Origin of the sequence: Oceaniglobus roseus, assembly GCF_002869745.1 — a bacterium.
Lineage (GTDB): Bacteria > Pseudomonadota > Alphaproteobacteria > Rhodobacterales > Rhodobacteraceae > Oceaniglobus > Oceaniglobus roseus.
Genome location: NZ_PNOS01000013.1, coordinates 19664 through 36317, shown reverse-complemented (window position 1 = coordinate 36317; position 16654 = coordinate 19664). Strand labels below are relative to the sequence as shown.

Genomic DNA, 16654 nt, shown 5'->3' with positions numbered 1-16654 from the left:
CTTCTTCCGGAGACCTGACCCGATGACCGCCAGTGCCGCCATGACCGAGCTCATGTCCTTCCAGCGCGAGACCGAGGCGCTCGGCGAGATCGCCGGACGGCTGGGCTGGGACCAGGAGACGGTGATGCCCCGCGGCGCGGCCGAGCAGCGGGCCGACGAGATCTCGGCGCTGGAAGGGGTGCTGCACGCGCGCCGGACCGATCCGCGCATCGGCGAGTGGCTGGAGGCGGCCCGGCCCGAAGGCGCCGTGGAAGAGGCGCAGCTCTACCACATCCGCCGCAGCTTCGCGCGGAACACCAAGATCCCGGCAAGGCTCGCCGCGGCCCTGGCGCGCCAGACCAGCCTCTCGCAGGGGATCTGGGCCGAGGCGCGGGCGAACGACGACGTCGCGGCCTTCCTGCCGACCTTCGGCTCGGTGCTGTCGCTGGTGCGCGAGCAGGCGGCGGCGCTGGCCGAGGGCGGGGACCTCTACGACGCGCTCCTCGACGATTACGAGCCCGAGGCCTCGGGCGCGCGGCTGTCGCAGATGTTCGGCGCGCTTCGTCCCCGCCTCGTCTCGCTGCGCGAGCGCATCCTCGGGGCGGAGGTCACGCCGCCCCGGCTGACCGGCACCTTTGCCGAGGCAGGCCAGCTGCAGGTGTCCACCGCGCTTGCCCGGGCCTTCGGCTACGACTTCACTCGCGGGCGGATCGACAAGGCGGTGCACCCGTTCTCGTCCGGTTCGGGCAACGACGTGCGGATCACCACCCGCACGGTGGCCACGGACCCGTTCAACTGCTTCTACTCGACGATCCACGAGGTCGGCCACGCCGCCTACGAGCAGGGGATCGACCAGGGCTACCTGCTGACCCCCCTCGGGCGCGGCGTCTCGATGGGCGTGCACGAAAGCCAGAGCCGGATCTACGAGAACCAGCTCGGCCGCTCCCGCGCCTTCACCGGGCACCTCTTCGGGCTGATGAAGGACACGTTCGGCGACTTCGGCATCGCTGATCCCGACGCCTTCTACGGCGCCGTGAACCGCGTGCAGTCGGGCTATATCCGCACCGAGGCGGACGAGGTGCACTACAACCTCCACGTCCTGCTGCGCTTCGACCTCGAGCGCGCGCTGGTCGCGGGCGACCTCGATCCGCAGGACCTGGAAGAAGCCTGGAACACCCGGTTCGAGACCGACTTCGGCGTCAGGGTGGATTGTCCCGCCAACGGCATGCTGCAGGACGTCCACTGGTCCGTGGGCCTGATCGGCTATTTCCCGACCTATACCCTTGGCAACGTCTACGCCGGCTGCCTCCACCAGGCCCTTCGCGCCGCCGTCCCGGACCTCGACGACCATCTCGCGAGCGGCGACACGGGCCCCGCCACGGCCTGGCTGCGCGAGACCCTGCAGCGCCACGGCGGCCTCAGGACGCCGCGCGAGACGGTGAAGCACGCCTGCGGCTTCGACCCCCACGAGGGGCCGCTGCTCGACTACTTGGAGACCAAGTTCGGCGCGCTCTACGGTCTCTCCTGACCCGACCCTGCTTCTTCTTTGTCGAAAATACTCCCGCCGGAGGCATCCCTGGCCAGCCGCCCGCGCGAGCCCTTTCGGCACGGCGCCATTTTCCTCAAGGAAAATGGACCGGTTTCCTTGAGGAAACCGGCTCCCGGACCCGTAGCGCCGGAAGGGTCGGCGCCATTTTCCTGAAGGAAAATGGTCCGGTTTCCTTCAGGAAACCGGTGCCCCAAAAGATCAGCCGAGCGGGCGGATCTTCAGCCGGGTGATGCGGTTGTCCTTCCGCTGCGCCACCTCGAAGCGGAAGCCGTGGAAGCTGAAGACCTGGCCCTGGTTCGGGATCAGCTGCGCCTCGTGGATCACGAGACCCGCCACGGTGTTCGCCTCGTCGTCGGGCAGCGACCAGTCGGTCGCGCGGTTCAGGTCGCGGATCGTCATGCCGCCGTCGACGATGTAATCCCCGGCCTCGGTGCGTTTCAGCGGCGGGGCGGGGTTCAGGTCGAACTCGTCGGTGATCTCGCCGACGATCTCCTCCAGGATGTCCTCGAGCGTGATCAGGCCCTGCAGCGCGCCGTATTCGTCCACCACCAGCGCGAAGTGGGTGTGTCGGCGCAGGAACTGGCGCATCTGGTCGTCGAGCGTCGTCGTCTCGGGCACGAAATAGGGCTTCATCGCCACGTCGAGGATGTCGAAGCCGTCGAAGGGATCCTCGCCGTTGCCGGTGCGCCGCAGCGCATACATGGCGCGCAGCAGGTCCTTGGCGTGGATCACGCCGACGATCTCCTCCTGGGTGCCGCGGAAGACGGGCAGGCGGGTGTGGGAGGATTTCAGGCACTGGGCCAGGATCTCGCCCGGGGGAGTCGCGATGTCGATCATCTCGATCTTGCTGCGGTGGAGCATGATCTCCTCCACCGTCCGCTCGCCGAGGTCGAGGGCGCCGAGGATGCGGTCGCGGTCCTCCTTCTCGACCACGCCCTCGGAATGGCCGAGGTTGAGCGCGCCCGCGATCTCCTCGCGCACGGCGAGGATCTGGCTGTTCGGATCGGCGTTGACGCCGAAAAGGCGCAGCACGCCCCGGACCAGCGCCCGCACCGCCCCGACCATGGGCGAGAAGACGCGGATCACGACCTGGATCGGCCCCGCGACCCGGGAGGCGGCGGTCTCGGCGTTGGTGATCGCATAGGTCTTCGGCAGCACCTCGGCGAAGATCAGCACCAGCAGCGTCATCACCATGGTCGCCAGCGCCACGCCAGAGTCCCCGAGAAGCCGGGTGAACAGCGCCGTGGCGAGCGAGGTGGCGAGGATGTTGACGAGGTTGTTGCCGAGCAGGACCGAGCCGATCAGCCGCTCGTTGTCCTCGGTGATCCTCAGCGCCTTCTCGGCCCCCTTGCTGCCCTTGTCCGCCTGGGCGCGCAGCTTTCCGCGCGAGGCGGCGGTCAGCGCGGTTTCCGAGCCCGAGAAGAAGGCCGAAAGCAGCAGCAGCACGAGGATCGCTCCGGTGGTGATCCAGAAGGCGCTGTCGAATACGGGCGATGCGGCGTCCATGCGGGGGGTCTTTCCTTTGCTCCAGCGCTCTTATGGGCGTCGCATCCCGCGCTTTCAAGATCCGCGCAGCGAGGCCCGGTTCCGGGGACCGCGCCGGTGACGCTGCAGCGGCGTCACAGTGGCCCCGCATCGGGGGCCGGCGCTGCCCCGTCAGCCGGGTTCGCGGGCGAGCGGGTGGTGTTCCAGCACCAGTTCGCGCAGGCGTTCGTCGAGGACGTGGGTGTAGATCTCGGTCGTCGAGACGTCGGCGTGGCCCAGCAGCGTCTGGATCGAGCGCAGGTCGGCACCCCCGGCCAAAAGATGCGTGGCGAAGGCGTGGCGCAGGGTGTGGGGGGTGACCTTCGTGGGGTCGATCCCAGCGGCGACCGCCAGTTCCTTGATCAGGACATAGAAGCGGTGGCGGGTGAGGAAGCCCTGCTTGCCCCTTGAGGGGAAAAGGTATTTCGACGCCGGCAGGCGCTTCTCGGCGGCCGCCTCTTCGCGCGCGTCGCGCTCGGTCAGCCAGGCGGCCAGTGCCTCGCGGGCGGAGGCCGAGAGCGGCACCATCCGCTCCTTCCCGCCCTTGCCGCGCACCAGCAGCATCCGCGGATCGCCCCGCGCCGCGGCCACGGGCAGCGAGACCAGCTCGCTCACGCGCAGCCCGGTGGCATAGAGGATCTCCATCAGGCAGGTGTTGCGCAGCCGGTCCTCCGCCGCGCGGCCCAGCGTGCGGGCGGCGTCGATCAGGCGGTCGACCTCCTCGATCGTCAGGGTCTTCGGCAGCTTCTTCTCGCGGCCCGGCCCCTTGATCTGGATCGCCGGGTTGTCGGGGCGCCAGCCTTCCTCGAAGGCGAAGCGGTAGAGCTGCTTGATCGCCGAGAGCCGCCTTGCGCGGGTGGACTGGGCCAGGCCCTCGGCGTCGCAGGCGATCATGTAGGCCTCGACATCCGTCCGCTGCGCCGTGTCGAAGTCCAGCGCGCGGTGCTCCAGCCAGTCGGCGAAGCCCTTGAGATCGCGGGCATAGGCCAGTCGGGTGTTCTCGGCGGCGTCGAGCTCGGCCGCCTGGGCTTCGAGGAAGGTCTGGATGCGGCGCGGCATCGAGACGGTCATGTGCCGTCCCTCAAGATCGCAAGCTGGAGCGCGGCGCGGCGTGCCGTCCCGTCGAGCCCGAGGGCGCGCAGGGCCGCGACGGCGCCGGCCAGCCGGTCGAGGTTGCCGCGCGCTCCGTCGGCGAAGCCGTCGAGCGCGGCGAGAAGCGCCTCGCCCTTGCGGTCCTGTTCGATCAGCGCGGCGATGTCGGGCTGCGGGGCGTCGGCGAGGAAGCCGTCGCGCAGGGCGGTGTCCATGGGATCGGGCGCCGGGGTTTCCGCCATGTCCGCGGTGGCGAGCGCGATCCAGAACGCCTGCTCCTCGGTGCGGGGACCATGGGCGCGGGCGATCGCGGCATAGTCGGGCGACAGGAGGCCCAGCTTCAGGCGGATGGTGTCGGCGGCATCGTCGAGGGGCAGGGTGGCGAGCTTCTGGCCGAAGGCCTCGGCGAAGGGCACCTCCAGCCCCGCTTCCCGTGCCGCGCTCCAGAGCCCCGGCAGGGCGGCGGAGACGGCGGTGGGATCGGGGCGGTCGAGCGCGGTCAGCAGCCGCTGGACGGCCTCCACCCGGTCCCAGACCCCGCCCGAGGCGGCGGGCATGCGTTCGCTGTAGACCTCGAGCAGCCGGTCGACGCCGATGGCGCCCGCGCGCGCCAGCCGTTCCGCGGCGCTGATCCGGGCCTTCCAGCCGATCATCGGGCGCAGGTCGGCGTGGGCGAAGGCGATCGGCAGGTTGTTGGTCGAGATCGGCTCGCCGATCGCCTCGTACATCGCGTATTGCAGCGGCGTGGGATTGCGCAGCGGGGGCAGGCTGAGGCCGCCCTGATCGTCGCCGGCCAGCAGGAAACGACCCAGCAGGTTGTCCTCGGCGCCCTCGACGAGCCCGAGCGCCTTGGCGGTTTCCAGGGTCAGCGCGGCGGCGTGCCAGTCGCCGGTGCGCGCGAGGCAGAATATCCGCGCGGCGTAGGTGGGCGAGATCTGGGGCAGGGCGCGCATCCGGTCGCAGGCCGTGTCCTCGGTGCCGGTCAGCAGGGCGATGTCGAACCAGCGGCGGAAGTAGGCCGGTTCGGTCTTGCCCGCCTGGTCGAGCAGCCGGGCGGCATCGCGCAGGCTGCCGAGGTCGAGCAGGGCGTCGATGCGGGCAAGGAACAGCGCGTTCTCGCCGAGGGAATCGAGCGGCGGGTCGACCTGGGCGATCAGCACGCTCTTGAACAGCTCGCGCAGGGCCGGGACGCTCGGGGCCGGGGGATGGGCGATCTTCTGCGCCAGCGCCGCCGAGGAGGAGGCGCCCCATAGGTCCGCGGGCAGGCCCAGACGGCGCGCGGGCACCAGCCCCACCGTGTCGGGCGAGGGCGCGTCGAGCGGGGTGACGGTGATGTCCTCGGGCAGCGCGTTCGAGGGGATGTCGCTGGCCTCGGTCGGCGGGGTGCTGCGGGGCAGCGCCGCCGGTTCGGCCGGGAGCACGACGCTGTCCGACAGCCAGCCGATCGCCGAAAGCGGGTCCTGCTGCGCCCCGGCCAGCGTCGGCGCCAGAAGCAGGACCGCGGCCAGGCCGCCGCGCCGCAGCTCAGTTCGCATCCAGCGTCACCGGCTCGACGATTTCGCTCTGCTCGGGGGCGAGATCGCCGAGATAGGCGTATCCCGTGAGGGCGATGAAGCCCACGATCCCGAGGAACAGGAGCAGTTTCAGCACGCGGCCCATATGTCTTCCCTTTCCGGGTTGTCCTGCCGTGTAAGGGTCTCTGCGCCCTTTTGCCGGTTTTATATATGGTCTTTTCGGCGAGATCACGCCATTCAAGTCTTCAACAGGTCAATAAGCGGGTCGCTGCCGGAGTGCCATACCAGTTGAAGAAAACGGTCGTCCTGGTGGGGATGATGGGCGCCGGCAAGACCTCGGTGGGGACCGCCCTGGCGCGTCGCATCGACGTGCCGTTCCGCGATTCCGACCATGCGCTGGAAGAGGCCGCGAACCGCACCATCGCCGAGATCTTCACCCGCGACGGCGAGGCGTTCTTCCGCGAGAAGGAGTCCCAGGTGATCGAGCGGCTGCTGCACTCGACCCCCTGCATCCTGTCCACCGGCGGCGGCGCCTTCCTGTCGCCGCGCAACCGCGAGATGATCGCGGCGCGGGCCGTCGCGGTCTGGCTGAAGGCCGACATCAGGCTGCTGTGGTCGCGGGTGCGCCACAAGGACACGAGGCCGCTGCTGCGCACGCCCGATCCCTTCGCCACGCTGACCCAGATCGCCGAGCAGCGCGAGCCGGCCTATGCCGAGGCCGGTCTGGTGGTCGAGGCCGATGCCCGCTATTCGATCGAGGACATGGTGCAGCGGGTGATCGACACCCTGCTGACCCGCCCCGACGTGTTGGAGAGACGATGACTTCGCCGGAGTTTGCAACGGTGCGCGTGGAGCTTGGCGCGCGGTCCTACGACGTTCTGGTGGGGCGGGGGCTGATCGCCGGGGCGGCGGGGCATCTCGCGCCGTTCCTGCACCGCCCGCGGGTCGCGGTGGTGACGGACGAGAACGTGGCGGCGGCGCATCTTCATGCGCTGACCGCGGGGCTGGAGGCGGCGGGGATCGTCGTGGTGTCCCTGGCGTTGCCTGCCGGAGAGGCGACGAAGGGCTGGCCGCAGTTCACCCGCTGCGTCGAGTGGCTTCTGGAGCAGAAGGTCGAGCGGCGGGATATCGTCGTGGCGCTTGGCGGCGGGGTGATCGGCGACCTCGTCGGCTTCGCGGCCGCGGTGCTGCGGCGGGGGGTGCGCTTCGTGCAGGTGCCGACCTCGCTTCTGGCGCAGGTCGACAGCTCGGTCGGCGGCAAGACCGGGATCAACGCGCCGCAGGGCAAGAACCTGATCGGCGCCTTCCACCAGCCCGCGCTGGTGCTGGCCGACATCGGCGCGCTCGACACCCTGCCGGGGCGGGAGTTCCTGTCGGGCTACGGCGAGGTGGTGAAATACGGTCTGCTCGGCGATGCCGACTACTTCGCGTGGCTGGAGGAGAACGGCCCCGCACTCGCCGCGGGCGATGTGGGCCTGCGGAGCGAGGCGGTGCGCCGCGCGGTCCAGATGAAGGCCGATATCGTCGCCCGCGACGAGACCGAGCAGGGAGAGCGGGCGCTGCTGAACCTCGGCCACACCTTCTGTCATGCGCTTGAGGCCGCGACGGGATATTCCGACCGGCTGCTGCATGGCGAGGGCGTCGCGATCGGCTGCGCGCTGGCCTTCGAGCTGTCGGCGCGCCTTGGCCTCTGTGCGCAGGAAGAGCCGGGGCGGGTGCGCGCGCATCTCGCCGCCATGGGGATGAAGCGCGACATCTCGGAGATTCCGGGCGATCTGCCGGGGCCCGAGGGGCTGCTGGAGCTGATGGCGCAGGACAAGAAGGTGGTGGACGGCACGCTGCGCTTCATCCTTGCCCGCGGCATCGGCGCGGCCTTCGTGACCGGCGACGTGCCGCGAGACGCGGTGCTGGCCGTGCTGTCGGACGCGATGGCGGGGCGCTGAGACCTAGCGGCGCAGGCGGAACCAGGGGCCTCGCGGGCGCGCCTCGGCCGCGACGGCGCGGGTTTCGGCGCGGGCGGCCATGACGATGAAGGCCGCGATCAGGATCAGCATCAGCTGGCCCGTCACCAGCGCCCAGACGACGAAGCCCGCCGCCATCACCTGTCCCAGCACCGCGGCGATGCGGGTGGCCTTCACCCGCTCCATCCGCAGCGACAGCAGCGCCCGCAGCACCCGGCCGCCGTCCATCGGGAAGGCCGGAAGCAGGTTGAACAGCAGCAGCGCGAGGTTGATCGCGGCCAGCTGGGCGAGGAAGGCACCGGAGGGATCGGCAAGGGCGTAGGGGTCGGTCTCGACCCCCAGGACGGGGACGAGGAGGGTCCAGATCACCAGGTTCACCGCCGGACCGGCAAGGGCGACGGCGATCTCGGCGGCGGGGGCGCGGGGCATCCGTTCGAGCCGGGCAAGTCCGCCGATGGGCAGCAGCGTGATGTCGGGGGTGCGGATGCCATAGGCGCGGGCCATCAGCGCATGGCCGAACTCGTGGGCGAGGACGCAGGCGAAGAGGGCCAGGACGACGGTCAGGCTCGCCAGCGCGGCCACGGTCCCCGCCTGCGCCCAGGTGCCGATGCCGATGAAGGCCAGCAGGAGCAGGAAGGTGCCGTGGATGCGGATGTCGGAGCCGAACAGGCGGCCGATGCGGAAGCTCTGGAACATGACCCTTATCTAGGGCGCGTCGGCGACGATTTCAGGCGTCGTCGCCGTCCGTGACCCGATGTCGCCCCCAAGGGGGCGTCTGCGGCGGAGGGCTGCCGATCAGAACGGGATCTCGTCGTCCATGTCGTTGTTGCCGCCGTAGCCGCCGCCGCCGCCACCGCGCGATGAACCGCCGCCGCCGCCGCTGCTTCCGCCGCCGTAGCCGCCGTCGCGGTCGTCGGGATAGTCACCGCCGCCGTAGCCGCCGCCGTAGTTGCCACCACCACCACCGCCGCCGCCTTCGCGGCCGTCGAGCATGGTCAGTTCGCTGCGGTAGGGGCGCAGCACGACCTCGGTCGAATAGCGGTCCTGGCCGGACTGGTCCTGCCACTTCCGCGTCTCGAGCTGGCCCTCGATGTAGACCTTCGAGCCCTTCTTCAGGTACTGCTCGGCCACGCGGGCCAGCGGTTCGGAGAAGATCGCGACCGAGTGCCACTCGGTCCGCTCGCGCCGCTCGCCGGTGTTGCGGTCCTTCCAGGTCTCCGAGGTGGCGATCCTGAGGTTGCACACCTTGCCGCCGTTCTGGAACGTGCGGATCTCGGGATCCCGGCCCAGGTTGCCGATCAGGATCACCTTGTTCACTGAACCCGCCATTGCGCCGTCTCCTCTCGATTCTCAACGTCCCGATGGTGTTACATGAGGGGTGCCATGGTTAACAGCGGCTAAAGATCCGCGAGGCTGGAAACGGCCGCCGAAATCGGTATAGTGCCACCAACCAAAACGACGGACAGTGTGCGAATGATTTTCAGGGGTGCACTCGCGCTGGCGGCCTGCCTTGTGCTATCCGGCGCGGCCCAGGCCGACTCGGTCAAGGTCTCTTCGAAGAGCCGCCTGAAGCTGTTCCAGAGCCAGACGCGGGTTCTGGACGGGCGGGCGGCGGCGCAATATTCCCATTCCGACCGGTTGCGGCCGGACAAGGTGAAGATCCCGGCGCGCGATGCGGCCGGGGCCGCGCCGCGCTTCGTCGGCAAGTACAACGGCCCCTACTTGGCCATGGCCCGCGCAGCCGCCCGCAAGCATGCCGTGCCCGAAGACCTGTTCCTGCGGCTCGTCCAGCAGGAATCGGGGTGGAACCCGAACGCCGTCTCGCCCAAGGGCGCGCTCGGCCTTGCGCAGCTGATGCCCGAGACGGCGCGGCGGCTGGGGGTGGACCCCGGCGATCCGCGGCAGAACCTCGAGGGTGGCGCGCGCTATCTTCGCCGCCAGTTCGAGGCGTTCAAGACCTGGCGCCTGGCGCTTGCGGCCTACAACGCGGGGCCGGCGGCGGTTCAGAAGCACGGCGGCGTGCCGCCCTACCGCGAGACGATGAACTACGTGCAGGTCATCTGGGGCAGCTAGGTTTCGGCGCTCGGCGCGCCTTGCCTCCCGCATCACCCGTTCACCGCGTTGCTGACCTCGTCGCTGAGGCGCTGCGCGACGCTTTCCACGTCCGGCCCGGCGACCTTCGGCACGATGCGCCAGATCGCGTTGACGAGACAGACGAGGGCGAAGGCCAGCAGGCCGATGCAGATCAGCACGACGACGGTCTCGCCGAAGGGCGTGGTATAGGCCCACTGGAACACCTTGTCGGTGCCCCCGGCCTCGTCCGGATTGTGGTGCAGGGCGGCGAGGATCAGCAGGCCACCGACCCCCGCGACAATCACGCCCTTGGCGACCAGGCCCGCGCTCAACACCGGGCTGGCCTTCAGGGTCACGGGGTTGGCGCGCAGGTGCTTGCGGTAGCGGCCGCTGATCCCCTGGTACATGTAGTAGATCCCGGCGCCGATCGTGATCGCCCCCGCGGCACCCACCAGCCAGGGGCCGAAGGGCAGGCCCATGGCCGCGGAAACGCCCTTGGCGACCGAGGACTGGTCGGACGAACCGCCGCCCATGTTGAACAGCAGTTGCAGGGCGAGGACGCCGATGCCGAAATGGATCAGCGAACTCGCGATCATGCCCGAGCGCGCCGCGATGCCCTTGGCGCCGGTGCCGTAGTCCTCGAGATCCCAGAGCGAGTCCACCGCCCGCCAGATGCCGTAGCAGACGACGCCGATGCAGATCGCCAGCAGGAGGAACGTGCCGCCGAACAGGGATTCGACCTCGGACAGGGATTCGGAGGTGCCTTCGGCCTCGCCGCCCAGCCATATCGCCCAGAGCGACACGCCCGCGATCGCGAGATAGACGAGCGCGCGGCCGAGGTAGCCGATGCGCATGACGGGCAGGGCCCAGGAGAAGTCGGAGGAGGATGAGTCGGCCATGCCGCTCCAACACGCGCGGAGCGGCGCGGTTCCCTCATCGCCGGGCGCGGCAGAAGCAGGAGGCGCCGATCCGGACGTCGGCGCGGGCCAGCGCCTTTGCCAGCTGTGCCCGCACATGGGGGCGCTCGACCGTCTCGCCACGCCGCTCCAGGCACTCGTTCAGGCCATGGAGGCTCCAGACATTGCCGGGGTGCTGGCAGGGGCGGGGCAGGGCGCCGTCAAGCCCGAGGTCGGCGCGATAGACCGCTTCGGCCTCGTCCAGGTGCCCCTGTTCCAGCAGCAGCGCGCCGAGGGCGTGGCGGGCGGGCTGGAGCCAGCCCCAGGGCTCGTCGTAGTGCAGCCCGTCGTCCAGCGCCACGGCGGCGCGCAGGTGGTCGAAGGCGCGGGCGTGCTGGCCCTCGTGATAGGCCATCTCGCCCAGCATCATCCGCTCGGCGATGGCCAGCAGGTCGGCGCAGGTGTTGTTGAACAGCAGCCGCGTCTCGGGCACCAGCAGCCGCGCCGCCTCGAACACCTGCGCGGCCTTTTGCGCCTCCTTCGGCCTGCCGGTGTTGGCGAAGGCGATGGCGCGGGCATAGTGCGTCATCGCCGTCGTCATGCGGTAGAGCTCGGCGTCCCTCGGCAGGGGCTGGTCCAGGATCTCGGCCCACATGCCGAAGCGGATCATGGCGTGCTGCTTCTTCGGGATGAACGCCTCGAACCAGTCGGCATAGGGGCGCAGGATCGACTCGGGCAGCGCGCCGATCAGCGCTTCGGCGGCGGCGAGGGCGGTGCGCTTCTGGCCGAGGAACATCGCGCCGTACAGCGTGAAGCTGTAGTTGTGGGCGCGGTAGAGGGTGTAGAAGTTGTCGGGGCCCGCATAGGCGCGGAACCTCTCGTCGGCGATGCTGGCGCGCTGGTTGCGCGCGACGACGTTCTGGTAGTCCCCGGTCAGCACGTCGATATGCGTGCCCATGTGGATCAGGTGGCCCGCATCCGGCACCAGCACGGCCAGCCGGTCGCCGTGCCGGAGCGCCAGTTCGGGCGTCGGCGACATCTCCATCAGATGGATGTACATATGCAAAAGGCCCGGGTGGTCCCAGGCGCCGTCGACCCTGGCGAAGGCGTGCTCCAGCAGCGCCTTCGCCTCCAGCGTGTCGGAGCCTTCGGCGGGCGTGCCGGTGGCGGTGTCCCAGAGCTGCCAGGGCGTGCGGTTCATCATCGCCTCGGCGGTGATCGCGATCACGTCGAGGTCGTTCGGGAAGGCGCGCTGCACCGGGCGCATGGCCCGGGCGAAGGCGGTGTGGAAGGGGGCATAGTCCTCGAGCTGCGGGCTGCGGGGATAGCGGGCGGCGAGCGCGCCGATCAGCGCCAGCTCGACCGGCGTGCAGCTGCCCGCGAGCGACAGGGCCAGCCCGAGGTGACGCTGCGCGGTCTCCACCATGTCGGCGCGGGCCTCGGCCGACAGGTCCTCCCAACCCTTGTTGTAGTTCGGCCCGACCGCCCAGGCGATCCCCCAGTGGGCCATGGCGCAGCCGGGATCGGCGGCAAGCGCCTTGTTGAAGCAGAGCACCGCCTCTTCGTGGTTGAATCCGTAGCACCAGACGAGGCCGCGGTTGAACCACTTCGCCGCCTTCCGGCCGGAGGCGGTGACGGGGCGGCGGTAGGCGCCGAGGTCAAAATAGGCCATGGCGCCTCCCTGTCTCAGACCACGCGGACGGCACCCTTGGCGGCGCTGGTGGTGAGCGCGGCATAGGCCCTGAGCGCGGTCGTCACCTTGCGCTTGCGCGGCGCATCGGGCTGCCAGCCCTTCTCGTCCTGCGCGGCACGGCGGGCGGCGAGGGTGGCGTCGTCGACGTCGAGATGGATCGTGCGGTTCGGGATGTCGATGACGATGCTGTCTCCCTCCTCGACTAGGCCGATGGTGCCGCCCTCGGCCGCCTCGGGCGAGACGTGGCCGATGGAGAGGCCCGAAGAGCCGCCGGAGAAGCGGCCGTCGGTGACCAGCGCGCAGGCTTTCCCGAGGCCCTTCGATTTGAGGTAAGAGGTCGGGTACAGCATCTCCTGCATTCCCGGCCCGCCCCGCGGCCCTTCGTAGCGGATCAGGACGATGTCGCCCTCGTGGATCTTGTTGGTCAGGATCGCGCTGACGGCGTCGTCCTGGCTTTCGAAGATACGCGCCGGGCCGGTGAAGGTCAGGATCGACTCGTCGACGCCCGCCGTCTTCACGATGCAGCCGTCCTCGGCGAGGTTGCCGTAGAGCACCGCCAGCCCGCCGTCCTTGGAGAAGGCGTGTTCGGCATCGCGGATCACGCCGTTTTCCCGGTCGAGGTCGACCGAGTCGTACCGGCGCGACTGCGAGAAGGCGGTCTGCGTCGGCACGCCCCCGGGCGCGGCGGCATAGAACTCGTGCACCGAGTTGGCGGTGGTCTGCCTGACGTCCCACCGCTCCAGTGCGGCGGCGAGGCTGGCCGAGTGCACCGAGCCGACCGAGGTGTCGAGCAGCCCCGCGCGGTCGAGCTCTCCGAGGATCGCCATGATGCCGCCCGCGCGGTGCACATCCTCCATGTGGACGTCGGACTTGGCGGGCGCGACCTTGCAGAGCACGGGCACCTTCCTCGACAGCCGGTCGATGTCGGCCATGGTGAAGTCCACCTCGCCCTCGTGGGCGGCGGCGAGAAGGTGCAGCACGGTGTTGGTCGAGCCGCCCATGGAGATGTCCAGCGTCATCGCGTTCTCGAACGCCGCGAAGGAGGCGATGGCGCGGGGCAGGACGGAGGCGTCGTCGCCCTCGTAGTACCGCTTGGCGAGGTCCACGATCAGGTGCCCGGCCTCGACGAACAGCCGCTTCCGGTCGGCGTGGGTGGCGAGGGTCGAACCGTTGCCGGGCAGCGACAGGCCCAGCGCCTCGGTCAGGCAGTTCATCGAGTTGGCGGTGAACATGCCCGAGCAGGAGCCGCAGGTGGGGCAGGCCGAGCGCTCGATGGTCTGGACGTCCGCCTCGCTGACCCGGTCGTCGGCGGCGGCGACCATGGCATCGACGAGGTCCAGCGCCTGCTCCTTGCCGTTCAGCACCACCTTGCCGGCCTCCATGGGCCCGCCCGAGACGAAGACCACGGGGATGTTCAGCCGCATCGCCGCGTTCAGCATCCCCGGCGTGATCTTGTCGCAGTTGCTGATGCAGACCATGGCGTCGGCGCAGTGGGCGTTCACCATGTACTCGACCGAGTCCGCGATGATCTCGCGGCTGGGGAGCGAATAGAGCATCCCGTCGTGGCCCATGGCGATGCCGTCGTCCACGGCGATGGTGTTGAACTCCTTGGCGACGCCGCCGGCCGCCTCGACCTCGCGGGCAACGAGCTGTCCGAGGTCCTTCAGGTGGACGTGGCCGGGGACGAACTGGGTGAAGGAGTTGACGATGGCGATGATCGGTTTGCCGAAGTCGCCGTCCTTCATCCCCGTCGCCCGCCAGAGGCCCCGTGCGCCGGCCATGTTCCGGCCGTGGGTGGTGGTGCGGGAGCGGTAGGCGGGCATGGCATGCGTCCTTCTTGCAGCGTTTCCCTCAGGCTATAGCGAAGGCGGAAGGCACGCGCCACTCCCCGGGCGGCGAAAGTGACGGATGGCGGGCGCTCCGCCCGCCACCCGTCATCCTCGGGCTCGACCCGAGGATCTGTCGGAAAGGCGCGGCGGCGGGAACTGGAGAGGCCGGAAGATCCTCGGGTCAGGCCCGAGGATGACGGAAGGGACAGGGACCGGGAGATCCTCGGGTCAGGCCCAAGGATGACGGAAGGCACAGGGACCGGGAGATCCTCGGGTCAGGCCCGAGGATGACGGCGCACCGGTGGCGTGCCGTCACTCCGCCGCCATGGTGATGACCGGCTCCATCCCGTCCAGCTTCTCGCGGCTCAGGTGGCACTTGATCTCGTGGCCCGAGGCGATCTTCACCATGGGCGGCACCTCGGTCTCGCACTTGTTGCCGGGCACCTGCGCCTTCCAGCGGCAACGGGTCTGGAACGGGCAGCCCGGCGGCGGGTTCATCGCCGAGGGGATGTCGCCCTCCAGCACGATGTGCTTCTTCTCCACCCGGGTGTCGGCGATGGGGACGGCCGAGAGCAGCGCCTCGGTGTAGGGGTGGTAGGGGGGCGCGAAGACCTGGTCGGTGGTGCCGATCTCGACCACGTGGCCGAGGTACATCACCAGCACCCGGTCGCTGAGATAGCGCACGATGGAGAGGTCGTGGGAGATGAACAGCAGCGTCGTCTTCTCGCGCCGCTGGATCTCCATCAAGAGGTCCGTCACCGCCGCCTGCACCGATACGTCCAGCGCCGACACCGGCTCGTCCGCCACGACGATGCGCGCGCCCCCCGCGAAAGCGCGGGCGATGCCGACCCGCTGCTTCTGTCCCCCCGAAAGCTGGCGCGGCATCCGGTCGGCGAAGGCGCGGGGCAGCTTCACGAGGTCGAGCAGTTCCAGCATCTTCTCGCGCCGCTCCTCCTCCGTCCTGCCGATGCGGAAGATCTCCAGCGCCCGGATGATCTGCCGGCCCACGGTCATCGAGGGGTTCAGCGTGTCGAAGGGGTTCTGGAACACCATCTGGATGTCGGCGACGGTCTTGGTGTCGCGGTCCTCGATCGGCGTGCCGCCGATCGCGCGGTTGTCGAGCAGGATCTGCCCCTCGGTCGCCGTTTCCAGCCCCATCAGCACCTTGGCGAAGGTCGACTTGCCGCAGCCCGACTCGCCCACGATGGCCAGCGTCTCGCTCTCCCGCGCCTCGAAGCTCAGGGTCTCGTTGGCCTTGACGACCTTGGTCCTGTCGCCGCCGCCGAACAGGGCGTTGGCGGAGACCTCGTAGTATTTCTTGAGGTTGTCCATCTTCAGCACCACGTCGCCCGGCTCGGACTTCTGGACGTCGACCGACCCGAGCTCCAGCTTCGCCCAGTCGATCTCCTCGAACCTCAGGCAGCGGGTGCGGTGGCGCTCGTCGCCCTCGACGGTGAACATCGGGATGTCCTGCGCGTCGCAGCGCCCCTTCTCGAAATAGTCGCAGCGGGGGCCGAAATTGCAGCCCGGCGGGCGTTCGTGGGGCAGGGGGAAGTTGCCCGGGATCGCGACGAGGGGCTTCGAGTTCTTGTCGGCGCCGGGCAGCGGGATCGAGCGGAACAGGGCCTGGGTGTAGGGGTGGCGCATCCTGTCGAAGACGTCGGCGATCGAGCCGGTCTCGACCGCCTCGCCGGAGTACATCACGCAGAGCCGGTCGCAGGTCTCCAGTACCAGCCCGAGGTTGTGGGAGATGAACAGCATCGAGGTGCCGTATTTCTTGCCGAGGTCCTTCACCAGCTCCACCACCGCCGCCTCCACCGTCACGTCGAGCGCCGTGGTCGGCTCGTCGAGGATCAGCAGGGAAGGCTTGCTCATCAGCGCCATGGCGATGACGATCCGCTGCTGCTGTCCGCCCGACAGCTGGTGCGGATAGGAGCGCAGCATCCGCTCGGGGTCGGGCAGCTTGACGTCGGCGACCACCTCCAGCGCCCGCTGGTAGGCCTCCTTCTCGGAGATCCTCTCGTGGATGATCGGCACCTCCATCAGCTGCTTGCCGATCCGCATGGCCGGGTTCAGCGAGGCCATGGGCTCCTGGTAGATCATCGCGATCTCGCGGCCGCGGATCGCCCTGAGCTCGGCGTCGCTCATGGTGTTCAGGTCGCGCCCCTTGAAGCGGATCGAACCGCCGACGATGCGGCCGTTGACGCCGAGGTCCTGCATCACGCCAAGGGCCACGGTCGACTTGCCGCAGCCGGATTCGCCGACCAGCCCCATGGATTCGCCGGGAAAGACGCGGGTGGAGAAATCCATCACCGCGGGGATTTCCCGAAGCCGCGTGAAGAAGGAGATCGAGAGGTTCTCGATCTCCAGGATCGGACCGTCGTAGGTGTCCTCAGCCATCAACCATTTCCTTTCGATCGGCGAAACCGCCCCTCGTCCTTCCGTGCGATCCGCGCCGGACCTCCGCGCGCGCCCCGCCGGTCCTTTCCAACACCGCCCCCATCTTTGCTTCCCAAATATCCCGGGGGTCCGGGGGCTGGCCCC

14 protein-coding genes are annotated in these 16654 nt (G+C 69.5%); 4 read left to right on the top strand and 10 right to left on the bottom strand.

Features of this window, described 5'->3' with window-relative positions:
• Positions 1 to 22: 22 nt before the first annotated feature.
• A complete protein-coding gene (locus A7B20_RS08455; RefSeq protein ID WP_102108134.1) occupies positions 23 to 1507 on the top strand; it encodes a carboxypeptidase M32 in 1485 nt (494 codons plus the stop codon).
• A 219-nt stretch (positions 1508 to 1726) separates the two neighbouring features.
• Here the strand turns inward: A7B20_RS08455 and A7B20_RS08450 are convergent, their stop codons facing one another.
• The 4 genes from A7B20_RS08450 to A7B20_RS21705 form a co-directional block, all read right to left on the bottom strand.
• The gene (locus A7B20_RS08450; RefSeq protein WP_102108133.1) at positions 1727 to 3034 is read right to left on the bottom strand and encodes an HlyC/CorC family transporter; all 1308 of its coding nucleotides are present in this window, start codon (positions 3032 to 3034) and stop codon (positions 1727 to 1729) included.
• Positions 3035 to 3184: 150 nt separating this feature from the next.
• Positions 3185 to 4123 carry a site-specific tyrosine recombinase XerD gene (locus A7B20_RS08445; RefSeq protein ID WP_102108132.1) on the bottom strand — a complete coding sequence of 313 codons (939 nt, stop codon included), beginning with the start codon at positions 4121 to 4123 and terminating at the stop codon, positions 3185 to 3187.
• Positions 4120 to 5679 carry a hypothetical protein gene (locus A7B20_RS08440; RefSeq protein ID WP_102108131.1) on the bottom strand — a complete coding sequence of 520 codons (1560 nt, stop codon included), beginning with the start codon at positions 5677 to 5679 and terminating at the stop codon, positions 4120 to 4122. The genes A7B20_RS08445 and A7B20_RS08440 overlap by 4 nt, the downstream gene beginning before the upstream one ends.
• Positions 5669 to 5794, bottom strand: a complete 126-nt coding sequence (locus tag A7B20_RS21705) for a hypothetical protein (RefSeq protein WP_281260097.1) — start codon at positions 5792 to 5794, stop codon at positions 5669 to 5671. Before A7B20_RS21705 ends, A7B20_RS08440 begins: the two co-directional genes overlap by 11 nt.
• Before the next feature lie 74 nt (positions 5795 to 5868).
• Here A7B20_RS21705 and A7B20_RS08435 point away from each other — a divergent pair, with 74 nt between their 5' ends.
• Positions 5869 to 6480, top strand: a complete 612-nt coding sequence (locus A7B20_RS08435; protein WP_102108130.1) for a shikimate kinase — start codon at positions 5869 to 5871, stop codon at positions 6478 to 6480.
• Positions 6477 to 7601 carry a 3-dehydroquinate synthase gene (gene aroB / locus A7B20_RS08430; protein WP_102108129.1) on the top strand — a complete coding sequence of 375 codons (1125 nt, stop codon included), beginning with the start codon at positions 6477 to 6479 and terminating at the stop codon, positions 7599 to 7601. Before A7B20_RS08435 ends, aroB begins: the two co-directional genes overlap by 4 nt.
• 3 nt (positions 7602 to 7604) lie before the next feature.
• Here aroB and A7B20_RS08425 read toward each other — a convergent pair whose 3' ends face one another.
• Together A7B20_RS08425 and ssb are read right to left on the bottom strand one after the other, a co-directional pair.
• Complete coding sequence (locus tag A7B20_RS08425; RefSeq protein WP_102108128.1) at positions 7605 to 8315, bottom strand: site-2 protease family protein; 711 nt, start codon at positions 8313 to 8315, stop codon at positions 7605 to 7607.
• 99 nt (positions 8316 to 8414) lie between these two features.
• Complete coding sequence (gene ssb, locus A7B20_RS08420) at positions 8415 to 8948, bottom strand: single-stranded DNA-binding protein (RefSeq protein ID WP_102108127.1); 534 nt, start codon at positions 8946 to 8948, stop codon at positions 8415 to 8417.
• Positions 8949 to 9092: 144 nt separating this feature from the next.
• Here ssb and A7B20_RS08415 point away from each other — a divergent pair, with 144 nt between their 5' ends.
• Positions 9093 to 9692, top strand: coding sequence for a lytic transglycosylase domain-containing protein (locus A7B20_RS08415; RefSeq protein ID WP_102108126.1), 600 nt, complete (start codon positions 9093 to 9095; stop codon positions 9690 to 9692).
• 32 nt (positions 9693 to 9724) lie between these two features.
• Here the strand turns inward: A7B20_RS08415 and A7B20_RS08410 are convergent, their stop codons facing one another.
• The 4 genes from A7B20_RS08410 to A7B20_RS08395 all read right to left on the bottom strand — a co-directional run bounded on the left by A7B20_RS08410 (position 9725) and on the right by A7B20_RS08395 (position 16510).
• Positions 9725 to 10591, bottom strand: coding sequence for a DUF1206 domain-containing protein (locus A7B20_RS08410; protein ID WP_102108125.1), 867 nt, complete (start codon positions 10589 to 10591; stop codon positions 9725 to 9727).
• Between the two features lie 34 nt (positions 10592 to 10625).
• Complete coding sequence (locus tag A7B20_RS08405) at positions 10626 to 12260, bottom strand: hypothetical protein (protein ID WP_102108124.1); 1635 nt, start codon at positions 12258 to 12260, stop codon at positions 10626 to 10628.
• A gap of 14 nt (positions 12261 to 12274) precedes the next feature.
• The gene (gene ilvD / locus A7B20_RS08400; RefSeq protein ID WP_102108123.1) at positions 12275 to 14104 is read right to left on the bottom strand and encodes a dihydroxy-acid dehydratase; all 1830 of its coding nucleotides are present in this window, start codon (positions 14102 to 14104) and stop codon (positions 12275 to 12277) included.
• A gap of 318 nt (positions 14105 to 14422) precedes the next feature.
• Positions 14423 to 16510 (bottom strand): dipeptide ABC transporter ATP-binding protein, encoded by a 2088-nt coding sequence (locus tag A7B20_RS08395; RefSeq protein WP_102108122.1) that lies wholly within the window; start codon positions 16508 to 16510, stop codon positions 14423 to 14425.
• Positions 16511 to 16654: the final 144 nt, after the last annotated feature.